The sequence below is a fragment of the Microcoleus sp. genome (genome assembly GCF_041354475.1).
Classification (GTDB): domain Bacteria; phylum Cyanobacteriota; class Cyanobacteriia; order Cyanobacteriales; family Microcoleaceae; genus Microcoleus.
Map to the genome: position 1 here is coordinate 9,827 of NZ_JBGJZU010000046.1, position 16,014 is coordinate 25,840.

19 protein-coding genes are annotated in these 16,014 nt (G+C 44.2%); 9 read left to right on the forward strand and 10 right to left on the reverse strand.

Annotated elements, in window-relative coordinates; translation table 11 throughout:
* Positions 1-352: 352 nt before the first annotated feature.
* Positions 353-787 carry a GxxExxY protein gene (locus ACBR23_RS17380; RefSeq protein ID WP_371114386.1) on the reverse strand — a complete coding sequence of 145 codons (435 nt, stop codon included), beginning with the start codon at positions 785-787 and terminating at the stop codon, positions 353-355.
* A gap of 134 nt (positions 788-921) precedes the next feature.
* Here ACBR23_RS17380 and ACBR23_RS17385 point away from each other — a divergent pair, with 134 nt between their 5' ends.
* Together ACBR23_RS17385 and ACBR23_RS17390 are read left to right on the forward strand one after the other, a co-directional pair.
* A complete protein-coding gene (locus ACBR23_RS17385; RefSeq protein ID WP_371120043.1) occupies positions 922-2,127 on the forward strand; it encodes a 4-hydroxy-3-methylbut-2-enyl diphosphate reductase in 1,206 nt (401 codons plus the stop codon).
* A 161-nt stretch (positions 2,128-2,288) separates the two neighbouring features.
* Positions 2,289-2,786: a hypothetical protein gene (locus ACBR23_RS17390; protein WP_371114388.1), complete on the forward strand. Its 498-nt coding sequence runs from the start codon at positions 2,289-2,291 to the stop codon at positions 2,784-2,786.
* Positions 2,787-2,870: 84 nt separating this feature from the next.
* On the opposite strand, the gene ACBR23_RS17395 is transcribed toward ACBR23_RS17390, so the two are convergent.
* The 3 genes from ACBR23_RS17395 to ACBR23_RS17405 all read right to left on the reverse strand — a co-directional run bounded on the left by ACBR23_RS17395 (position 2,871) and on the right by ACBR23_RS17405 (position 4,817).
* Positions 2,871-3,677, reverse strand: a complete 807-nt coding sequence (locus ACBR23_RS17395) for an MOSC domain-containing protein (RefSeq protein ID WP_371114389.1) — start codon at positions 3,675-3,677, stop codon at positions 2,871-2,873.
* A 105-nt stretch (positions 3,678-3,782) separates the two neighbouring features.
* Positions 3,783-4,082 (reverse strand): putative quinol monooxygenase, encoded by a 300-nt coding sequence (locus ACBR23_RS17400; protein ID WP_341736485.1) that lies wholly within the window; start codon positions 4,080-4,082, stop codon positions 3,783-3,785.
* Between the two features lie 48 nt (positions 4,083-4,130).
* Positions 4,131-4,817, reverse strand: a complete 687-nt coding sequence (locus ACBR23_RS17405) for a hypothetical protein (RefSeq protein WP_371120044.1) — start codon at positions 4,815-4,817, stop codon at positions 4,131-4,133.
* A gap of 30 nt (positions 4,818-4,847) precedes the next feature.
* On the opposite strand from ACBR23_RS17405, the gene ACBR23_RS17410 reads away from it, so the two are divergent.
* On the forward strand, positions 4,848-5,333 hold the full coding sequence (locus tag ACBR23_RS17410) for a hypothetical protein (protein WP_371120045.1): 486 nt from the start codon (positions 4,848-4,850) through the stop codon (positions 5,331-5,333).
* Here ACBR23_RS17410 and ACBR23_RS17415 read toward each other — a convergent pair.
* Complete coding sequence (locus tag ACBR23_RS17415) at positions 5,327-5,821, reverse strand: hypothetical protein (protein ID WP_341736482.1); 495 nt, start codon at positions 5,819-5,821, stop codon at positions 5,327-5,329. The two genes, ACBR23_RS17410 and ACBR23_RS17415, sit on opposite strands and share 7 nt — an antisense overlap.
* Before the next feature lie 268 nt (positions 5,822-6,089).
* On the opposite strand from ACBR23_RS17415, the gene aroA reads away from it, so the two are divergent.
* Positions 6,090-7,445 (forward strand): 3-phosphoshikimate 1-carboxyvinyltransferase, encoded by a 1,356-nt coding sequence (gene aroA / locus ACBR23_RS17420; RefSeq protein ID WP_371120046.1) that lies wholly within the window; start codon positions 6,090-6,092, stop codon positions 7,443-7,445.
* Positions 7,446-7,543: 98 nt separating this feature from the next.
* Here aroA and ACBR23_RS17425 read toward each other — a convergent pair whose 3' ends face one another.
* Positions 7,544-7,981 carry a CAAD domain-containing protein gene (locus tag ACBR23_RS17425; RefSeq protein ID WP_371120047.1) on the reverse strand — a complete coding sequence of 146 codons (438 nt, stop codon included), beginning with the start codon at positions 7,979-7,981 and terminating at the stop codon, positions 7,544-7,546.
* A gap of 194 nt (positions 7,982-8,175) precedes the next feature.
* Positions 8,176-9,183 carry a 2-hydroxyacid dehydrogenase gene (locus ACBR23_RS17430; RefSeq protein WP_371120048.1) on the reverse strand — a complete coding sequence of 336 codons (1,008 nt, stop codon included), beginning with the start codon at positions 9,181-9,183 and terminating at the stop codon, positions 8,176-8,178.
* Positions 9,184-9,363: 180 nt separating this feature from the next.
* Here ACBR23_RS17430 and ACBR23_RS17435 point away from each other — a divergent pair, with 180 nt between their 5' ends.
* The 3 genes from ACBR23_RS17435 to ACBR23_RS17445 all read left to right on the forward strand — a co-directional run bounded on the left by ACBR23_RS17435 (position 9,364) and on the right by ACBR23_RS17445 (position 11,768).
* A complete protein-coding gene (locus ACBR23_RS17435) occupies positions 9,364-10,329 on the forward strand; it encodes an N-acetylglucosamine kinase (RefSeq protein WP_371120049.1) in 966 nt (321 codons plus the stop codon).
* 224 nt (positions 10,330-10,553) lie between these two features.
* Positions 10,554-11,210: a hypothetical protein gene (locus tag ACBR23_RS17440; protein WP_371120050.1), complete on the forward strand. Its 657-nt coding sequence runs from the start codon at positions 10,554-10,556 to the stop codon at positions 11,208-11,210.
* A 99-nt stretch (positions 11,211-11,309) separates the two neighbouring features.
* Positions 11,310-11,768 (forward strand): MgtC/SapB family protein, encoded by a 459-nt coding sequence (locus ACBR23_RS17445; RefSeq protein WP_371120051.1) that lies wholly within the window; start codon positions 11,310-11,312, stop codon positions 11,766-11,768.
* Positions 11,769-11,814: 46 nt separating this feature from the next.
* Here the strand turns inward: ACBR23_RS17445 and ACBR23_RS17450 are convergent, their stop codons facing one another.
* A complete protein-coding gene (locus tag ACBR23_RS17450; protein ID WP_371120971.1) occupies positions 11,815-12,003 on the reverse strand; it encodes a hypothetical protein in 189 nt (62 codons plus the stop codon).
* 134 nt (positions 12,004-12,137) lie between these two features.
* On the reverse strand, positions 12,138-12,650 hold the full coding sequence (locus tag ACBR23_RS17455; protein ID WP_371120053.1) for a dihydrofolate reductase family protein: 513 nt from the start codon (positions 12,648-12,650) through the stop codon (positions 12,138-12,140).
* A 428-nt stretch (positions 12,651-13,078) separates the two neighbouring features.
* Here ACBR23_RS17455 and ACBR23_RS17460 point away from each other — a divergent pair, with 428 nt between their 5' ends.
* Positions 13,079-13,960, forward strand: a complete 882-nt coding sequence (locus tag ACBR23_RS17460) for an aspartoacylase (RefSeq protein WP_371120054.1) — start codon at positions 13,079-13,081, stop codon at positions 13,958-13,960.
* Here ACBR23_RS17460 and ACBR23_RS17465 read toward each other — a convergent pair whose 3' ends face one another.
* Entirely contained in the window at positions 13,961-14,698 is a 738-nt protein-coding gene (locus tag ACBR23_RS17465) for a phosphatase PAP2 family protein (protein WP_371114397.1), read from the reverse strand. It abuts the gene before it with no gap.
* A 176-nt stretch (positions 14,699-14,874) separates the two neighbouring features.
* Here ACBR23_RS17465 and ACBR23_RS17470 point away from each other — a divergent pair, with 176 nt between their 5' ends.
* Positions 14,875-16,005, forward strand: coding sequence for a M23 family metallopeptidase (locus ACBR23_RS17470; RefSeq protein ID WP_371120055.1), 1,131 nt, complete (start codon positions 14,875-14,877; stop codon positions 16,003-16,005).
* Positions 16,006-16,014: the final 9 nt, after the last annotated feature.

A 16,014-nucleotide genomic window follows, 5' to 3' on the forward strand; every position in this document is an offset into this window, starting at 1 on the left:
TGATGCGTTGCTGTTCTACTTGTTCGCCCAAGTGTCTCTTTCTTCTTCCTTCGTGTCCTTCGCGTCTTCGCGGTTCAGTCGTTCTTCCCTCTTTTGGCGCTTTTTTTTAAGTTTTTTTTAACGAACCGCGAAGACGCGAAGAGCGCGAAGAAGGAAGAGGAGGAAGAAGGTTGAAAGGAGAGAATGATGCGTTGCTGTTCTACTTGTTCGCCCAAGTGTCTCTTTCTTCTTCCTTCGTGTCCTTCGCGTCTTCGCGGTTCAGTCGTTCTTCCCTCTTTTGGCGCTTTTTTTTAAGTTTTTTTTAACGAACCACGAAGACGCGAAGAGCGCGAAGAAGGAAGAGGAGGAAGGGTTAAGATGTGAGAATTATTCGTTTGATGCCTTCTTTGAGGATCGGAACGTTGAAGTTGATCAGAAGGCCTAGGCTGTTTTTGGTCATTTTAAGATAGGAGATAACTTGGGCTTCATGGATGGGAGTTAGCTTTTCGACAGCTTTTAATTCGACAATTAGGATATCCCCAACCAGAAAGTCTAATTGACCTTTGCCTACTGGATAACCTTTGTAGGTTATTGCTACTGGCTTTTTAGGTTGACAAGGTATCCCCCGTATCCGAAATTCAATTTCTAAGGATTCCTGGTACACTGACTCTAAAAATCCTGGCCCCGTCAGCCGATGCACCTCAATCGCCGCTCCAATCGCTCTATAGGCTAACTGTTCTACCTGTTCGCCCAGTTGTCTAATTCTTCTTTCTTCTTCCTTCGCGTCCTTCGCGTCTTCGTGGTTCATTCGTTCTTTCCTCTCAATGTGTCGATCGCACAAATATCATATCGCTTCTTCGCTTTGATTGGCCGATCGTCCCGATCGCACCCCACCCGTTCTAAAATTAAAGGTAATTAACCTTAATTTGAAATAGACACACCATGGATACTAAAGCTTTTAAGCGATCGCTACAACAGTCGGAAAATTACCACCGTAAGGGTTTTGGTCATGAAGCTGAGGTTACGCAGGTGATGCAAACGGCTTATCAAAGCAGTCTGATTCAGGAAATTCGGGACAATAATTACAGGCTGGAACGCGGCGATGTCACTATTCGGTTGGCTGAGGCTTTTGGTTTTTGCTGGGGTGTGGAACGCGCTGTAGCTATTGCTTACGAAACTCGTCAACATTTCCCTACAGAACGGATTTGGATTACTAATGAGATTATTCATAATCCTTCTGTGAATCAACATTTGCGGGATATGGCAGTTGGTTTTATTGCTGTTAATTCAGGTGAAAAGGATTTTTCGGTGGTGGATAGTGGTGATGTGGTAATTTTACCGGCTTTTGGGGCTAGCGTTCAAGAAATGCAGTTGCTCAATGATAAGGGCTGCAAGATTGTTGATACAACTTGTCCTTGGGTTTCTAAGGTTTGGAATACTGTTGAAAAGCACAAAAAGAAGGATTATACTTCGATTATTCACGGTCAGTACAAGCATGAAGAAACTGTGGCTACGAGTTCTTTTGCTGATAAATATTTGATTGTGCTGAATTTGGAGCAAGCTGAATATGTCAGCGATTATATCATTAATGGTGGCGATCGCCATGAGTTTTTGGCGAAGTTTAGCAAGGCTTATTCGGCTGGTTTTGACCCGGATGTGGATTTAGAACGGGTTGGTATTGCTAACCAAACTACTATGCTCAAAACAGAGACGGAGCAGATTGGTAAGTTGTTTGAAAAGACTATGATGCGTAAGTTTGGGCCGGATAAGTTGAACGACCATTTTTTGAGTTTTAATACTATTTGTGATGCTACTCAAGAACGCCAAGATGCTATGTTGAGTTTGGTTGAGGAAAAGTTGGATTTGATGGTGGTCATTGGGGGTTTTAATTCTTCTAATACGACTCACTTGCAGGAAATTGCGGTCGATCGCACTATTCCGTCTTATCACATTGATTCTGCAGAACGCATTCTACCAGGCAATCGGATCGAACACAAGCCTTTGGGGGCTGATTTAGCGATCGCTGAAGGCTGGTTGCCGGAGGGTAAGATTGTGGTGGGTGTGACTTCTGGTGCTTCGACACCGGATAAGGTGGTGGAGGATGCGATCGAACGTATTTTGCACAGAAGTATTGTTGCTGTTGGGTAATTTTTAGTTTTTACCTCCACCCTCCCTCGTCTTTTTGAGCGCCAACGTAAAACCAGAAAATATCTAGGTATCGGACTGCTTCAATCAATCTGGTACCTGATATCCAGTCTTGCTCTGGCTTAGGTTAAAATGCTAAAATACTCAAAAAATATGGTAGTTAGGTGGATAAACTTCAGGCAGACATAGAGGCAATTTGCTCTCAAATTGAAACGCTACGACGGGAGCGCCAGCAGATTAGTATTGCCGCGATCGCCCCAGTAGGTGATTCCCCTCAAGCTATCGCCGATGCTTACCGCCGTCACGCGAGGGAAACAGCACAAGTGTCGGCAGAAATCAAGGGGATAGATGATGCGATCGCCGCTTTGTCTTCTCAATTGAGTCACATGGAAAACCACTCGGTTCAGGTGCGAAAATTAAGTCCGATGGAACAGCAAGTGGCAGAGGGTAGAAATCTCGCTCGCACTCATGCTGAACGCATTAATGAATTGGCTGCGGAATTGGCGCAGGAGGTGAAAGGGCTTAAGGCGATCGCCGACCAAATCAGCCCTACTTATTGGCAGGTATATTACAAGCCTTTTATTACAGGTTTTAAAAGTATTTCTGTTCCTTATGTGCGATCGGACGGCGATGTTTGGACGATCGTCAATCGAGTCGTTTAGAATGTTGAATCAATACTCATGCACACCCTCCAGCAAGAATTCAAACTCAACAATTCTGAAGGTAATTTCATAGCACCACATTCACTAAACAGCAGTCAAAATATCGGCGAGTTTAACATGACCGCTGTTAATCACTTTGGCTAACACACCAGTTTGTGCGTGACCGAATTCTTGTTGCAGTAAACTGAGTAACGCTATATCCCGATCGCCCGTTTCTGGATTCACTTCTATATTGACACAGCGACCGATTCGTGCTGTAACTTCAATTAGTGCGTTACCTAGTTGAAACTGTTGACCGATTAACTCAAATTCTGACCAAGGTGCCATACCTTCTAAGACAATATTCGGGCGAAATCGGCCTACATCAATGTGGCTACCTGCCCTTGCTGTTAATTGGTCTAGTGTTGCTTGACTGAGTAAAGAAATATGTACGGGTTCTCTGTCAGGATAGCGAGTTTCGCCACTGCTATTTCCTGCTAAATACAAAGGTGAGCGTTGCGGGTGTCTGGCTTCCTTTGTGGGTTCAATGGTGGCTAGATATTCGGTAAAAAAGCTGCTAATGCGATCGCGCCCCGTTGCTGTATTTGTAGCTGCTGTTAATACTTCAACTCCTTGATGCTTAACTGTTAAAACTGCTGTTTCGGGTTCATACTCACAGGATAGGGCTGCTAAAGCCGGCCAATCGTTTTGGACAGCAAAATGTTTTTTACTCATCCACGGCAAATTTTCGGTGAGGTTTTTTTCAGTTTCAATATAATCTGCAAAGATTAAGGCAAAAGCTCGATCGCCCTTAATGCCGTGTCCTGATGTTAAGTCAAACTCTGACATTGGTTGCGGTGTCAGACCTTTAATGGGGTAAGTAAATAATTGTTTTATGGTTGGTGTTGTCATCTTTTTAAGACCAGGTAAATTCAACTATACTCTTCCCCGGCTCCAGGGGAAGTAGGAGGAAAAAAATGGGTTACTAACAGGAATAAATTAGATTTCAACAGTCGCTCAAGCTAGCAATTCATAGCGACGGATATCTGGCGGTGCAACTGCTAAACCTTCTAATTTCATGACAGCCTCTTGAATGTGATTTGAAGCCAGATGTAGTTCCAGTAAATCGGAGCTTTCCCACTCTTCAACAAAGGTAAAATCGGTGGGGTCTGCCTGATTTTGCAGCAGTTCGTATTTGATGCAGCCCGGTTCTTGGCGAGTTGGCTCCATAATGCTCAGTAACAGGGATTTAAGTTCGGCTACTTTTTCGGGAAAGGCGACGAGGCGTGCGACTACTCGCAAGGTTGGTTGTGACATAGGAGCTAGGAAAAAAGAGAAGTACAAATAATATGATACCTTCTGGTCTTAATCTTTGGGAGAAAAGCGCTTATTTTTGATAGAATATTCCCAGGCGATCGCCTCTGGGTCTTTTTCGCTGCTCCACTGGGGAAACTCTGGCTTAAGTTTCCACTTACCGATGGTGCTAGCGTGAACTTTGAATCTGCGGGATAGTTCCGTCTGGGTAAAAGATATTTTGGGATTGGTAGTGGCTTTTTTGGGGGAAATTGGGAATAAATCAGGACTTTTAATTGAGACTTTTTGCGGATTTGTTTCTGCTGCTTTGACAGGAATTTCTCCGATTTCCCCAGGAATTGTTTCGGCTAGATTCCCAGTAGGAGCTATTTGGAAATAATACAAGATTCCGCCTTGCTCAGTCACTTCAAAATCTGCTCCAAACTCAGAGGCGCGCTCGTCTAGATACTCTTGAACTTTGGCTCCAGGGAGTTTGGCATTCATCGCCAAATCCAAAGCAGTGACTCGCCCTTGATTTTCCTTGATTAATCGGTAGAAAACTGAGTCTAAATGAGCGAGTTTATGTTTTTGTTGCTGCTGGTAGAGCTTGTAAGCCCAGCCCATACCCGCGGCGGTGGCGATCGTCCAAAACATCCCTCCCGACTCAAAACTGGCAACCGCCGTTAAGGAAATAGGCAAAAGTAGGGTAAGATATCCCCAAATGTTACCTTTCTGTAGGTTATTGCTGTTTTTTACCATAGTTCCTAAATAGGGACGTAGTGAGGATTAATGTACTTTTTACCAAAACAAATTGCCATCATTCCGCTCGTTGCTGCTTGCTGTTTGTTAACTGTTAGTTGCCAAAAAGACAACCGAGTTGTCGAATGTACTAAATTGACAGAAATTGTCACTAAAGGCAACGCACTGATTGAAACTAAAAAAGACAGCAACGATACAGGGACTACCAAGAACTTAGCTAAAGACTTAAACCAGACATCGAAAGAATTAGAGTCTGTGTCACTGACAGACACCAACCTCAAAGAATTTCAGAGTCAGTCAGTTAAATCGTTCCGGCAAATGGGTCAAGCAATTGGAGACATAGGCAAAGCTCTTGAGGCAGGAAATCGTGCTTCTACAAGTATAGAAGGTCGAGAGCAAATCCGAAAAGCTCAAGCAGATATTATCAAAGCTGGACAGCAGGCGAATGATGCCGCAGCCGCTCAAGATGCTGTGACTCAGAAACTGATTAATTACTGTAAGAGCAAAACTCAATGATGGATTTCTAAATTCAAAATATATCGACCTAGTTGCACTTTTTCCGACCAGAGTTCGTATTCTAATCTCAGGTGTTCCGGTTCCGGCTTTCCTGTGAGAATTAATTGGCGGGTGAAGTTGCGAAGCCGTAACTGTTCAGGAGTTACTAGGGATTCTCCCTGAAGCCAATAACGACTCAGGCCGTACATCCCTCGCTCCCAGCAGTGACGGTAACTGTATTTGCCGTTTCCTTGCATAGTCATCACTACTCGATAGGGGGAAACTTCTAGCCACAGCAACCGGGGTTTTGTAGTAGTTGGTAAGATAGAGACTGGTTCGTTCGAGCCATCGGCAAATGTGCGATCGACTATGGCTGGTTCGTGCAACAACAAGTGAAAGCGATCGGTGTCTTTTTGATACAGTGTACCAGCAGTTTCAACGACTGACCATAGGGGTAAATCTGTGGAGATCAGTGATAGACTTACAGGCTTGCGGTGATGCGTCAGCATAATAATAAAAAATCTAGAATTTGTGATGGAAGATCAAAGGATAGAAGCCAGAAGATTTTGTCTCATACATCAAAAATGTAACATGGCCGATCGCAAATCTCCAATTGTTGTCGATCGTCGTTCAAAAGTTAACAGTTTGTAAGTTTACGTAAATACACGGATAGAAATTGTAAACTTTTCGTAATATTTGGTTTTTTTGTGTACATTACTGACTATTGACTAGGAAAACGCTAGGATAACTAACGCCATCTCATCACAGTTTATCTCAATGCAAGCTGCCATTATAACCACTACCCAAACCGGTGAAAGTCAAACTTTAAGCATTCAAAAACCCGCCTCTGGCTGGTCGCTACAAGGTCGGATTCGGATTCCTGGCGATAAATCAATTTCTCACCGAGCTTTGATGTTGGGTGCGATCGCCCACGGTGAAACAACTATTGAGGGCCTGCTGCTGGGAGAAGACCCCCGGAGCACAGCTAAATGTTTCTCACTCCTGGGAGCGAAAGTTTCGGAACTAAACACGGAGTTGGTCACAGTCGAGGGTGTGGGAATTGGCGCATTAGAGGAGCCTGTGGAAGTCTTGGATGCGGGTAATTCTGGCACGACGATGCGGTTGATGTTGGGGATTTTAGCCTCTCATCCAGGGCGTTTTTTTGCGGTGACGGGGGATAGTTCTCTGCGATCGCGCCCCATGTCCCGTGTCATTAAACCGCTGCAACAAATGGGAGCACAAATTTGGGGGCGACGAAATAATTCTCTAGCACCTTTAGCGGTACTTGGACAGCAATTAAAAGGGATTCACTACCATTCCCCCATCGCCTCGGCTCAAGTTAAATCTTGTATTCTACTGGCCGGTTTGATGGCGGAGGGAGAAACTACTGTTACTGAACCGGCTTTGTCACGAGATCATAGCGAACGGATGTTGCAAGCTTTTGGAGCGAAATTAACGGTAGATCCTGAAACTTGCAGCGTTACAGTAACAGGTTCTGCCCAACTCCAAGGGCAGAAAGTAATTGTACCAGGAGATATCAGTTCGGCGGCTTTTTGGTTAGTTGCTGGGGCGATCGTCCCTGGTTCCGAGTTAGTAGTGGAAAATGTCGGTGTCAACCCAACTCGTACAGGCATTTTGGAAGCTTTAGAAATGATGGGAGCTCACATTGAACTGCAAAATCAGCGGGTGGCGGCTGGGGAACCGGTAGCCGATATTTTGGTGAAGAGTTCCGCCCAGTTGCGGGGATGCACCATTGCTGGTGACTTAATTCCCCGACTGATTGACGAAATTCCGATTTTGGCAGTAGCGGCGACTTTTGCATCTGGTACAACCATCATTCGGGATGCGGCCGAGTTGCGAGTCAAAGAGAGCGATCGGCTAGCTGTGACTGCTGCGGAACTCAACCGCATGGGTGCTCAAATTACCGAGTTACCCGACGGTTTGGAAATTACCGGAGGAACTTCTTTAACCGGCGCTGATGTTGATAGTTACACAGACCATAGAATCGCGATGAGTTTAGCGATCGCAGCCCTGAATGCCAGGGGTACTACTAATATTCATCGAGCCGAAGCTGCGGCTATTTCCTACCCAGGTTTTACCGCTACTTTGCAACAAATTTGCCATCCAAATTGACAATAGTTATTGGTTATTTGTTGTTGGTTATTTGTCATTGGTTATTGGTTATTTGTTGTTACAACTAACCACTAACCACTAACCAATAACTACTCCCTTTAAGAATCTTTGCCGATAACTTGTTCTTTTAAAGATTCTATTTCTGCTAGCAATTCTTGGCGATCGGAAGCTTTGAGCAAATAGCGGTAAACAAACCAACCTGCATATCCAATGCCGATCAATTCAAAAGTTGGGGCTACCAAAGGCAGCTCATTCAAAGCATTGAGTACAGCCAGGGTTACTTTGACACTTACGGCACCTGTCAAAATTAAACCCACGGTGACGATCGGCTTTTGATATTCGGCGAAAAAATTGGATACATAGACTGGCAGTTCTGACAAAATAGTCAAAACTTGGTCTTTAATATCTTGGAACTGTCCTGCGGTGGTCTCTGGGGTTTCGATTTTCGCGATCGCACCTGGTTTCTCAATTACCATGTCGATTTTGGTGACTTCAGTGATTGTTTTTGTTTCCTCGGCAAAATTATCTTGTGTCATTTGATACTTTCCTCACTTGTTAAGTTGTATTGCAACCTGAGAATTGCTGTCGTCTAATTATCCGGTAATTAGTACAGCAAAGTTTCACAAATTGCAAGTAAAAAGGACTGACACAGCAACTCGGTTTCTGTGGGAGAAGTCCATCCTGTACGGCTGAAAGTAACGAGTTAATCTGATTGTAAGCAATGGGGATCTTATTTTTTTACCCGATCGAGGCTGATTTGATTGGGACAAGGGCGTCCTTGTTCAAAATCAGTGATGTTGCTGATTGTTGTCGTCGCAATATTTCTCAAAGCTTCCTCCGTGAAAAAAGCTTGATGACCGGTAATTAAGACGTTGGGGAAAGTTAACAGACGCTGGAATATGTCGTCTTGAATTACTTGATTTGACAAATCATCAAAAAACAAGTCGGTCTCTTGTTCGTAAACATCTAAGCCCAGGTATCCGATTTTACCAGATTTCAGTCCATGAGTTACGGCTTTGGTGTCAATCAACTGACCGCGACTGGTATTAACCAGCATCACCCCTTCTTTCATCTGATTGACTGCTGCTGCGTCGATCAGGTGGTAGGTTTCTGGTAGCAGGGGACAATGGAGACTGACGATATCGGAAGTAGCAAATAGTTCTGGAAGCGAGAGATATTCCATCCCCATCCCTAGACAATCCGGGTTTTGGGAAACATCGTATCCTGTGAGGCGACATCCAAATCCGTGCAGAATTTTGGCGGTAAGTGCGCCAATTTTCCCAGTACCAACGATTCCGACAGTTCGTCCGTGAAGATCGAAGCCCAACAGCCCTTCTAGGGCGAAATTGTTTTCCCGGACGCGGTTGTAGGCGCGGTGGATTTTGCGGTTGAGGGATAAAATCAGGGCGACGGCGTGTTCGGCGACGGAAAAGGGAGAATAGGCGGGTACTCTCAGGAGAGTAAATTCTAAGTCGCGGGCTGCTGCTAAATCGACGTGATTGAAGCCGGCGGATCTCAGGGCGATTAAGCGGACACCTGTTTGGGCGATCGCACTTAGTGTTTTGGCATCTAATTGGTCGTTGACGAAGGCGCAGATAGCGGGTAATCCTGTCGCCAAAACGCTTGTTTCCATAGTGAGGCGCGGTTCAAAAAAAACTAAGTCGTGTTGGTCATCGACATTGGCTGCTTCCAGAAATGTGCGATCGTAGGATTTGGTACTGAATACGCCGACTTTCATGATTTTTGCCCGAAATTATGGGAATATTTAGCAATTTTTTCCAAATTAACTGTACACCAGAAATTATACAATTAGCAAATTTGAATTATGTATTTTAAGAGCCACTAAAAAGAATGTTATAATATTAAGTTGGCATTCAAATTCGGGTGTTGTTTTGCCCGCTTGAGGGAGAATTTTGGCATGAGTTACGTATTTGGCATAGATGGCGGTGGTACTAAGACTATTTGTCTGTTGATGGATGAAAATCAGGTGGTTTTGGGACGCGGTGAAGCAGGGCCATCAAATTATCAAACACTGGGAATAGAGTCAGCCAAACAATCGATTCAATTGGCGATCGAACAAGCTGTAATTTCCGCTAATATCAACCCCGATAGCCGTCTCAACATAGAAGCAATTTGTCTGGGATTAGCAGGAGTCGGACGTCCGAAAGACCTGGAAATCCTGCAATTTTTAGTACAGAACTTGCAGTTGACTCCTAATTTACCCGTTACCCGCTCTTTCGGGCCGAGAAATATTATAATTTCCAGCGATAGCGCGATCGCACTCGTAGGCGGTACGGGCCATCCAGTCGGCCTCGCCGTTATTTCCGGTACAGGATCGATTGTTTATGGACAAAACCGCCTGGGAAAAACTAAACGAGTCGGGGGTTGGGGATATATTTTAGGGGATGAAGGTAGCGCCTACAACATCGCCATTCAGGGTTTGCAAGCTGCTTTGAGATTCTACGATGGACGGCAAATTTATACCACACTTGCAGAGAATTTTCAAATACATTTAGGTCTAAAAAATCTGGAAGACTTGGTAGAAGTCGTTTACCGACGCGGTTGGGGAGTGAAGGAAATTGCTGCTTTAGCACCCATTGTCGATCGCGCCGCCACAGAGGGCGATCGTATAGCTGAGGGCATTATGGATAGTGCAGTGGCGGAATTAGTTTTAGCAACAAAAACAGCAATTTCAGGGCTGTTTAACCAAACAGAAGAATTTGAAATTGTGCTGATCGGAGGTGTGTGGGGTGGCGTGGGAAATTGCCAGAGTCGGTTTGAAACTGCTATAAGTGCGATCGCCCCTAACGCCCAAGTAATTGCACCCCGACACGAACCAGCTTTCGGTGCCGGCTTGTTAGCCTTAAATACTCTTAAGCATTGAATGTGGAGTGTTGAGTGTATCTTCCTTATCTTCCCAAACTTCTAAAATTTCCTGAGTAGATCAATTTTTTGAATTTTTAAAACTTTTGATTATCTACCTTATCTTCCCAACTTGAGGAATTCCCACCTGTCATCATTAAACTATCAAAGGAACGGAAAATCAGAAAAATTTTAGCATTTGTGCATTACCAAGTAAAGCAAAACCGAAGCAAGGAGACAATTTATATGATTACTTCTCAAACATTGCGATCGACAACAGCAGCCATCCTCGCCCTAGGAATTACCCTAGGAACCAGTGTCCCACTGGTGGTAGCTACTCCCGCCACAGCCCAAAGATACTCCCAATTAGATAGTAGTATCAGAATTCCAGCCGGCAGTATAATTCCAGTGAGCTATGAAAAAGATAAAATTGTTGTTACTCCCGATGAAACCGCACCTTTAACTTTAAGAGTAGCACGAGACATCCGCACGGCTCAAGGTAGAGTTTTAATCCCCGCAGGTAGTGAAATTGTCGGTCAACTGCAACCTGCTAGAAGGGGTAATCAAAAGGGTACTCAATTTGTGGCTACAGAACTAATTGTTAGCCGCCGTCAACGCTATCGGATTGATGGAAATTCTGGCATTATTACCAGAACCGAAAAAGTTCAAAAAGGTGCTAACGGAGGTTCCCTCGCCCAAGGTGCAGCATTGGGCGCAGCCGCAGCCGCCGCCCTGGCTGGGATTACCGGCGACAAAGCCATCGCCACTGAAGAAGTATTGGGTGGTGCTGGGATCGGTGTTTTAGCGGGGGTATTGTTCGGGCGACGCAGTGTGGATGTGATTGTGATTCGCCCGCAAACAGATTTGGGCATCAGATTGCGATCGGATATCGTCTTGCGCTAAAATCAAAGTCTTTCTAAGTTTATTGTGGGGTGGGCTTCTGGGCAGCCCAAAAAAGCAATTTAGATTGATGTTATCCTAGCAGTTTTTAGTGGTAAAACATTGTCGATCGCAAATTTATTATCTCCCGAAAGTTGGCTAGGCATACTATTCAGGTTATGCCTAGCCTTATTAGTGGGTGGAATTATTGGGTGGGAACGTCAACTCCGACACAAACCAGCAGGTTTGAGAACACATATGTTAGTAAGTATGGGTTCTGCACTGTTTGTTTTAATCCCCTTAGCAATTGGTAAAAATGAAAATGTACGAGATGCCATAGAACGTGTAATTCAAGGTATTGCCGCCGGGGTTGGCTTTTTGGGAGGGGGAGAAATCCTGCGACAATCTAAACAGGAAATAGGCGAAGTAGAAGTTCACGGACTCACTTCTGCGGCCGCTATTTGGGTGTCCGCAGCTTTGGGGACTGCGGCAGGCTGTGGCTTGTGGGAACTTGCCTTAATTGGCGCTTTACTATCGCTGTTTGTTCTGAGCTTTATTAAAAAACTAGAACGCCACAAATAGCTAGGAGACATATCTAAAAAAAACCAGTTTTTCGGGTTATAGGTGTCTATTGGTTGTGAAAAAAACTGCATATCATTTGACCAGGGTCGTTTTTACCAAACGGCACAAATTTACCATCTTTTTTAACAGTGCTGCGACTACGACAGTTGTAAATTTCCCTAGGCTTTTTCACTCCATCAATACTCAAAATAGCCCTGTATTCCCAATAGTTTTTGGCGCTGCGTTTTAGATCCACAATACAAATCTGCTGTCCCTCGTAATTGCGGCATACAGATGCCTTAGCTGGCAGCGCCACCCAGAAAAATAATATTAACAAAAGGACAAAGGCAACACATTTCACGATTTAGTCTCTATGCTAGGGCATCACCTCTATCCTACAACATCGTAGAATAACTGTACGAGACCGGAACTGTAGGTTTGACATCCAGTTAGCTGCAAATTTGTAGCAGTTGTGGGAGTGGCAAACAAAGGAATGCCTTCGCCCAAAACAATCGGATGAACCGAAAGAATCAGCTCGTTTATCAATTTTTTTTCCAGAAAATCGCGAATCACTAGAGAGCCTCCAACTAACCAAATATTTTTGCCATCAAGCCGCCGCAAATCCTTGACAAGAGTCTCTAAATCTGCTACAGCAGTGACATCATGTTCTGCTTGAAAATTAATATTCTTAGTTAAAACATAACTCTTTTTTTCCTGATAGGGATACTCGCCAAAAGTTAAAACTTGCTCGTAAGTTTTTCGCCCCATGATAATTGTATCGATGCTATTTAAAAAATCCGAATAACCATAATTTTGGTCTGTAAACAACCAGTCAATCTCCCCCTGGGGTCTGGCAATATAACCGTCTAAACTAGATGCAATGAAGAGTATAATTTTACGCATGACAATACCGAACTCTATATAAATATTATAGGGATTTTCTGATGATTTTCGCGTAATGCCACCATCCTAGATTCCTGCAAAATCTTCACAGGGTCTAAATCGGCTGGGAGCATCCCGATTTTGCATAGGTGAAGCATGACCGCTGTAAATCTCTCATTATCACTAATAAATTTTCTGCGGTCATGCTTCGCCCCTAGGAATATATTTGCACTCATTGAGATGCACCCAATCGGCTTGTTATTGAAGCATTAATCAAGTAAAATTGAAAAGACGGTTTTGTGTTCTCCCACACCATAACCTCCCTGTGATTAACAAAATATTGGACATCTACTACAAGGTAAGTTAATATAGAGATTAAGACCTTCTTCATTTTAATCGAAATTACTTGCAGCCCAAGAGTGGCAGTTGAGAAAGGAAGCTACTTGTTTATGAAAAAAATTAACCGTGTTGCAGTGATTGGAGGGACCCACGGCAACGAACTCACAGGAATTTACCTAGTGAATAAATTTGAGCGATCGCCCAATTTAATAGCGCGCTCTAATTTCCAAACTGTTGCCATGCTAGCCAATCCCAAAGCGTGCAAAATTGGCAAACGTTACATCGATATCGACCTCAATCGTTGTTTTTTACGACAGGATTTAGAAAATTATCATCTCTCGACTTACGAAGCACTACGAGCCAAAGAAATCTACCAAATGTTGGGCTCAAACAATACGGATAATCCTGATTTAATTATCGATTTGCACAATACCACCGCCAACATGGGTATCACATTTATTTTGGATAGCCAGCATCCATTTAATCTGGAGTTAACTGCTCATTTAACATCTGTTGCTCCCAACATTAAGGTACTGGTTTCGGGAAAGCACAATCAAGATAGCTCTGTGTTGCGATCGATTTCCCCGTTAGGATTTACCCTGGAAGTTGGTCCGGTGGCTCAAGGGATATTGGATGGCAGTTTATTTCAGCAAACTGAGGAGATTATTGGCACAATTTTAGACTATGTAGAACTATATAATCAGGGAAAAATCCCTCCCGCCAAAAAACCCCTCGCCCTTTATCAAAAAATTCAGACTATCGACTATCCCAGAAATGAGTTGGGAGAAATTCAGGCAATGATTCATCCTCGACTGCAATTCAGAGATTATCAACCGCTGCATCCAGGCGAGCCGATGTTTTTGACCTTTGACGGCGATGAGATTTTATACGAAGGTAAATCGACGGTATATCCAGTGTTTATTAACGAAGCTGCTTACTATGAAAAAGGGATTGCGATGTATTTAACTCAAAAGCAAATGGTTGGTTATTAGTTATTTGTTATGAGTTATAGGTGATTGCTCATCGGTCATTTCTGGAGAAGCATTGGGGGATAAAAATTCTTCTTGAGACTCAGGAAATGATGAGCGAGATTGTTTCCATACTTCCAGACTCATAATGCAGGCTATCAGCCACACCAAACCAGCCGTATACCCCGCAATAATATCCGTGGGCCAGTGAACTCCTAGATAAAGCCGACTCAAACCAATAACCGCAACTAATAAAATTGTTAAAATGTAAATCCACCAGCGCTGTTTCGGAAAGCGGGAACCCAAAAAATATCCTAGCAAACCATAAATAACCATTGAAACCATCGCGTGTCCGCTAGGAAAACTGTAAAACCTAACGTCAACTGCGCGCTCCCAAAGTTGAGGCCGAGCGCGAGCAAAAACTTTTTTTAACACTAGGTTTAAACCCACCGCTCCCACACCAGCCAGCGCAATAGTTGTGGCTTCGGAGCGATGTTTCTGAGTCCACAAAATAATCACCAAACTCACACACAGCGCTAGTAACAAATTCGGTTCCCCCAAAAATGTAAAGCCGATCATTATTCGATCGCGCAGTGGAGTGTGCAATTCCTTCAGAGTGAGTAAAATAGAGGTATCGAAAGCATAAGTTTCTTTTTCCAGAACTTCCTTGGCGAGGGTGGCAAATCCCCACAGCGCCAAAGTGGCGATAGCAAGTCCGGCCAACCGAATGATTGAAATGAGCGATCGAATTCTAGAGCGCATTCATTTAATTAATTAAAAATCACTAATCCCAGACAGACAATAATACAACAAATCTAGGAAACGAAAATACCCGATCGACCGTCTATATTACAGTCTATATTCCCAATTCACTATATTTTGAAAAATTAATTGATTTTTTGGGACTACCCACCTCAGCTTTTAGCAACCATTGACCAATGACTTTACTCTCAAACAAACAGATTTCGGCAATTTTCCTGGCTTTGGGGTTGACAACTATCTCTAGCTGTGGTTCTCAAAACCCAGTCAATACATCCCTAGTCACAGCCAACAGCATAGCCCAAAATCTAGTCTCGACGGCAGTGGCCCAAAAGCCCAACATCCCACAATTTGGTCAACCCATCGACTGTACCCTGGGCAAAGATTGCTTTATTTTGCAGTATTTCGATCGCGATCCGAGCCCAGCCGCCGTTGATTTTGGGTGCGGACGCCAAACCTACAACGGCCACGATGGTACGGACTTCGGCATTCCCGACGCCAAAGCAATGGCAAAAGGAGATGATACTAAACGGCAGTTTCATAGACTTTTCCTGACATTAAAGACATCAGTCCCAGTTATCGCCTCCGCCGCCGGCAAAGTTTTGCGGGTGCGAGACGGTGTGGTAGATAAACGTTTAGAGAACGATACAGACAAAACCAACGTTGCAGGTAGTGAATGTGGCAACGGCATGGTAATCGATCACGGTGGCGGTTGGGAAGCGCAATATTGCCATCTCCGCCAAGGTAGTGTCGCCGTCAAACCAGGGGCGCAAGTTGCCAAAGGCGCTGTGCTGGGGATGGTGGGAAACTCTGGGATGGCGTCTTTTCCCCACGTACACATCACTTTTCGCTATCAAGGTAAAGCTGTAGATCCGTTTGTGGGTCCCGATGCTAAATTGGGCTGCAATATTGCCAGAAATCCAATTTGGGATCGGGCTGTGGACTATACTCCTACAGGTTTAATTCGCGCCGGTTTTGCGGGCAAACCACCGGACCAGAACGCTCTTTGGCAAGGACAATTTTCCGAAACCAAACTACCTCTAAATAGCTCTGCTTTGTTATTTTGGGTGCATAGTTATGGAGTGCTAAAAGGCGATCGCGAACAATACCAATTATTTGCTCCCAATGGCCAAACCATTGTCAACACCACCAACGAAATCAAAGCCCCCAGTCGCACTTGGTTGGGTTTTGTCGGCAAAAGAAACAGTCCTAATTCTCCTCTGACTCCCGGAGTTTGGCGGGGTGAATATCGCTTAATGCGGGGCGATCGAGTTTTAACGCAAGTGAAGCGAGAAGTCGAATTGCGTTAAGTTGAATTA

What these genes read in the sequence shown, in the direction of transcription:
- ACBR23_RS17380 (WP_371114386.1), bottom strand. Translation starts at nt 787, where the DNA reads ATGAACCACGAAGACGCGAAGGACGCGAAGGAAGAAGAAAGAAGAATT.
- ACBR23_RS17385 (WP_371120043.1), top strand. Translation starts at nt 922, where the DNA reads ATGGATACTAAAGCTTTTAAGCGATCGCTACAACAGTCGGAAAATTAC.
- ACBR23_RS17395 (WP_371114389.1), bottom strand. Translation starts at nt 3,677, where the DNA reads ATGACAACACCAACCATAAAACAATTATTTACTTACCCCATTAAAGGT.
- ACBR23_RS17400 (WP_341736485.1), bottom strand. Translation starts at nt 4,082, where the DNA reads ATGTCACAACCAACCTTGCGAGTAGTCGCACGCCTCGTCGCCTTTCCC.
- ACBR23_RS17405 (WP_371120044.1), bottom strand. Translation starts at nt 4,817, where the DNA reads ATGGTAAAAAACAGCAATAACCTACAGAAAGGTAACATTTGGGGATAT.
- ACBR23_RS17410 (WP_371120045.1), top strand. Translation starts at nt 4,848, where the DNA reads ATGTACTTTTTACCAAAACAAATTGCCATCATTCCGCTCGTTGCTGCT.
- ACBR23_RS17415 (WP_341736482.1), bottom strand. Translation starts at nt 5,821, where the DNA reads ATGCTGACGCATCACCGCAAGCCTGTAAGTCTATCACTGATCTCCACA.
- aroA (WP_371120046.1), top strand. Translation starts at nt 6,090, where the DNA reads ATGCAAGCTGCCATTATAACCACTACCCAAACCGGTGAAAGTCAAACT.
- ACBR23_RS17425 (WP_371120047.1), bottom strand. Translation starts at nt 7,981, where the DNA reads ATGACACAAGATAATTTTGCCGAGGAAACAAAAACAATCACTGAAGTC.
- ACBR23_RS17430 (WP_371120048.1), bottom strand. Translation starts at nt 9,183, where the DNA reads ATGAAAGTCGGCGTATTCAGTACCAAATCCTACGATCGCACATTTCTG.
- ACBR23_RS17435 (WP_371120049.1), top strand. Translation starts at nt 9,364, where the DNA reads ATGAGTTACGTATTTGGCATAGATGGCGGTGGTACTAAGACTATTTGT.
- ACBR23_RS17440 (WP_371120050.1), top strand. Translation starts at nt 10,554, where the DNA reads ATGATTACTTCTCAAACATTGCGATCGACAACAGCAGCCATCCTCGCC.
- ACBR23_RS17455 (WP_371120053.1), bottom strand. Translation starts at nt 12,650, where the DNA reads ATGCGTAAAATTATACTCTTCATTGCATCTAGTTTAGACGGTTATATT.
- ACBR23_RS17460 (WP_371120054.1), top strand. Translation starts at nt 13,079, where the DNA reads ATGAAAAAAATTAACCGTGTTGCAGTGATTGGAGGGACCCACGGCAAC.
- ACBR23_RS17465 (WP_371114397.1), bottom strand. Translation starts at nt 14,698, where the DNA reads ATGCGCTCTAGAATTCGATCGCTCATTTCAATCATTCGGTTGGCCGGA.
- ACBR23_RS17470 (WP_371120055.1), top strand. Translation starts at nt 14,875, where the DNA reads ATGACTTTACTCTCAAACAAACAGATTTCGGCAATTTTCCTGGCTTTG.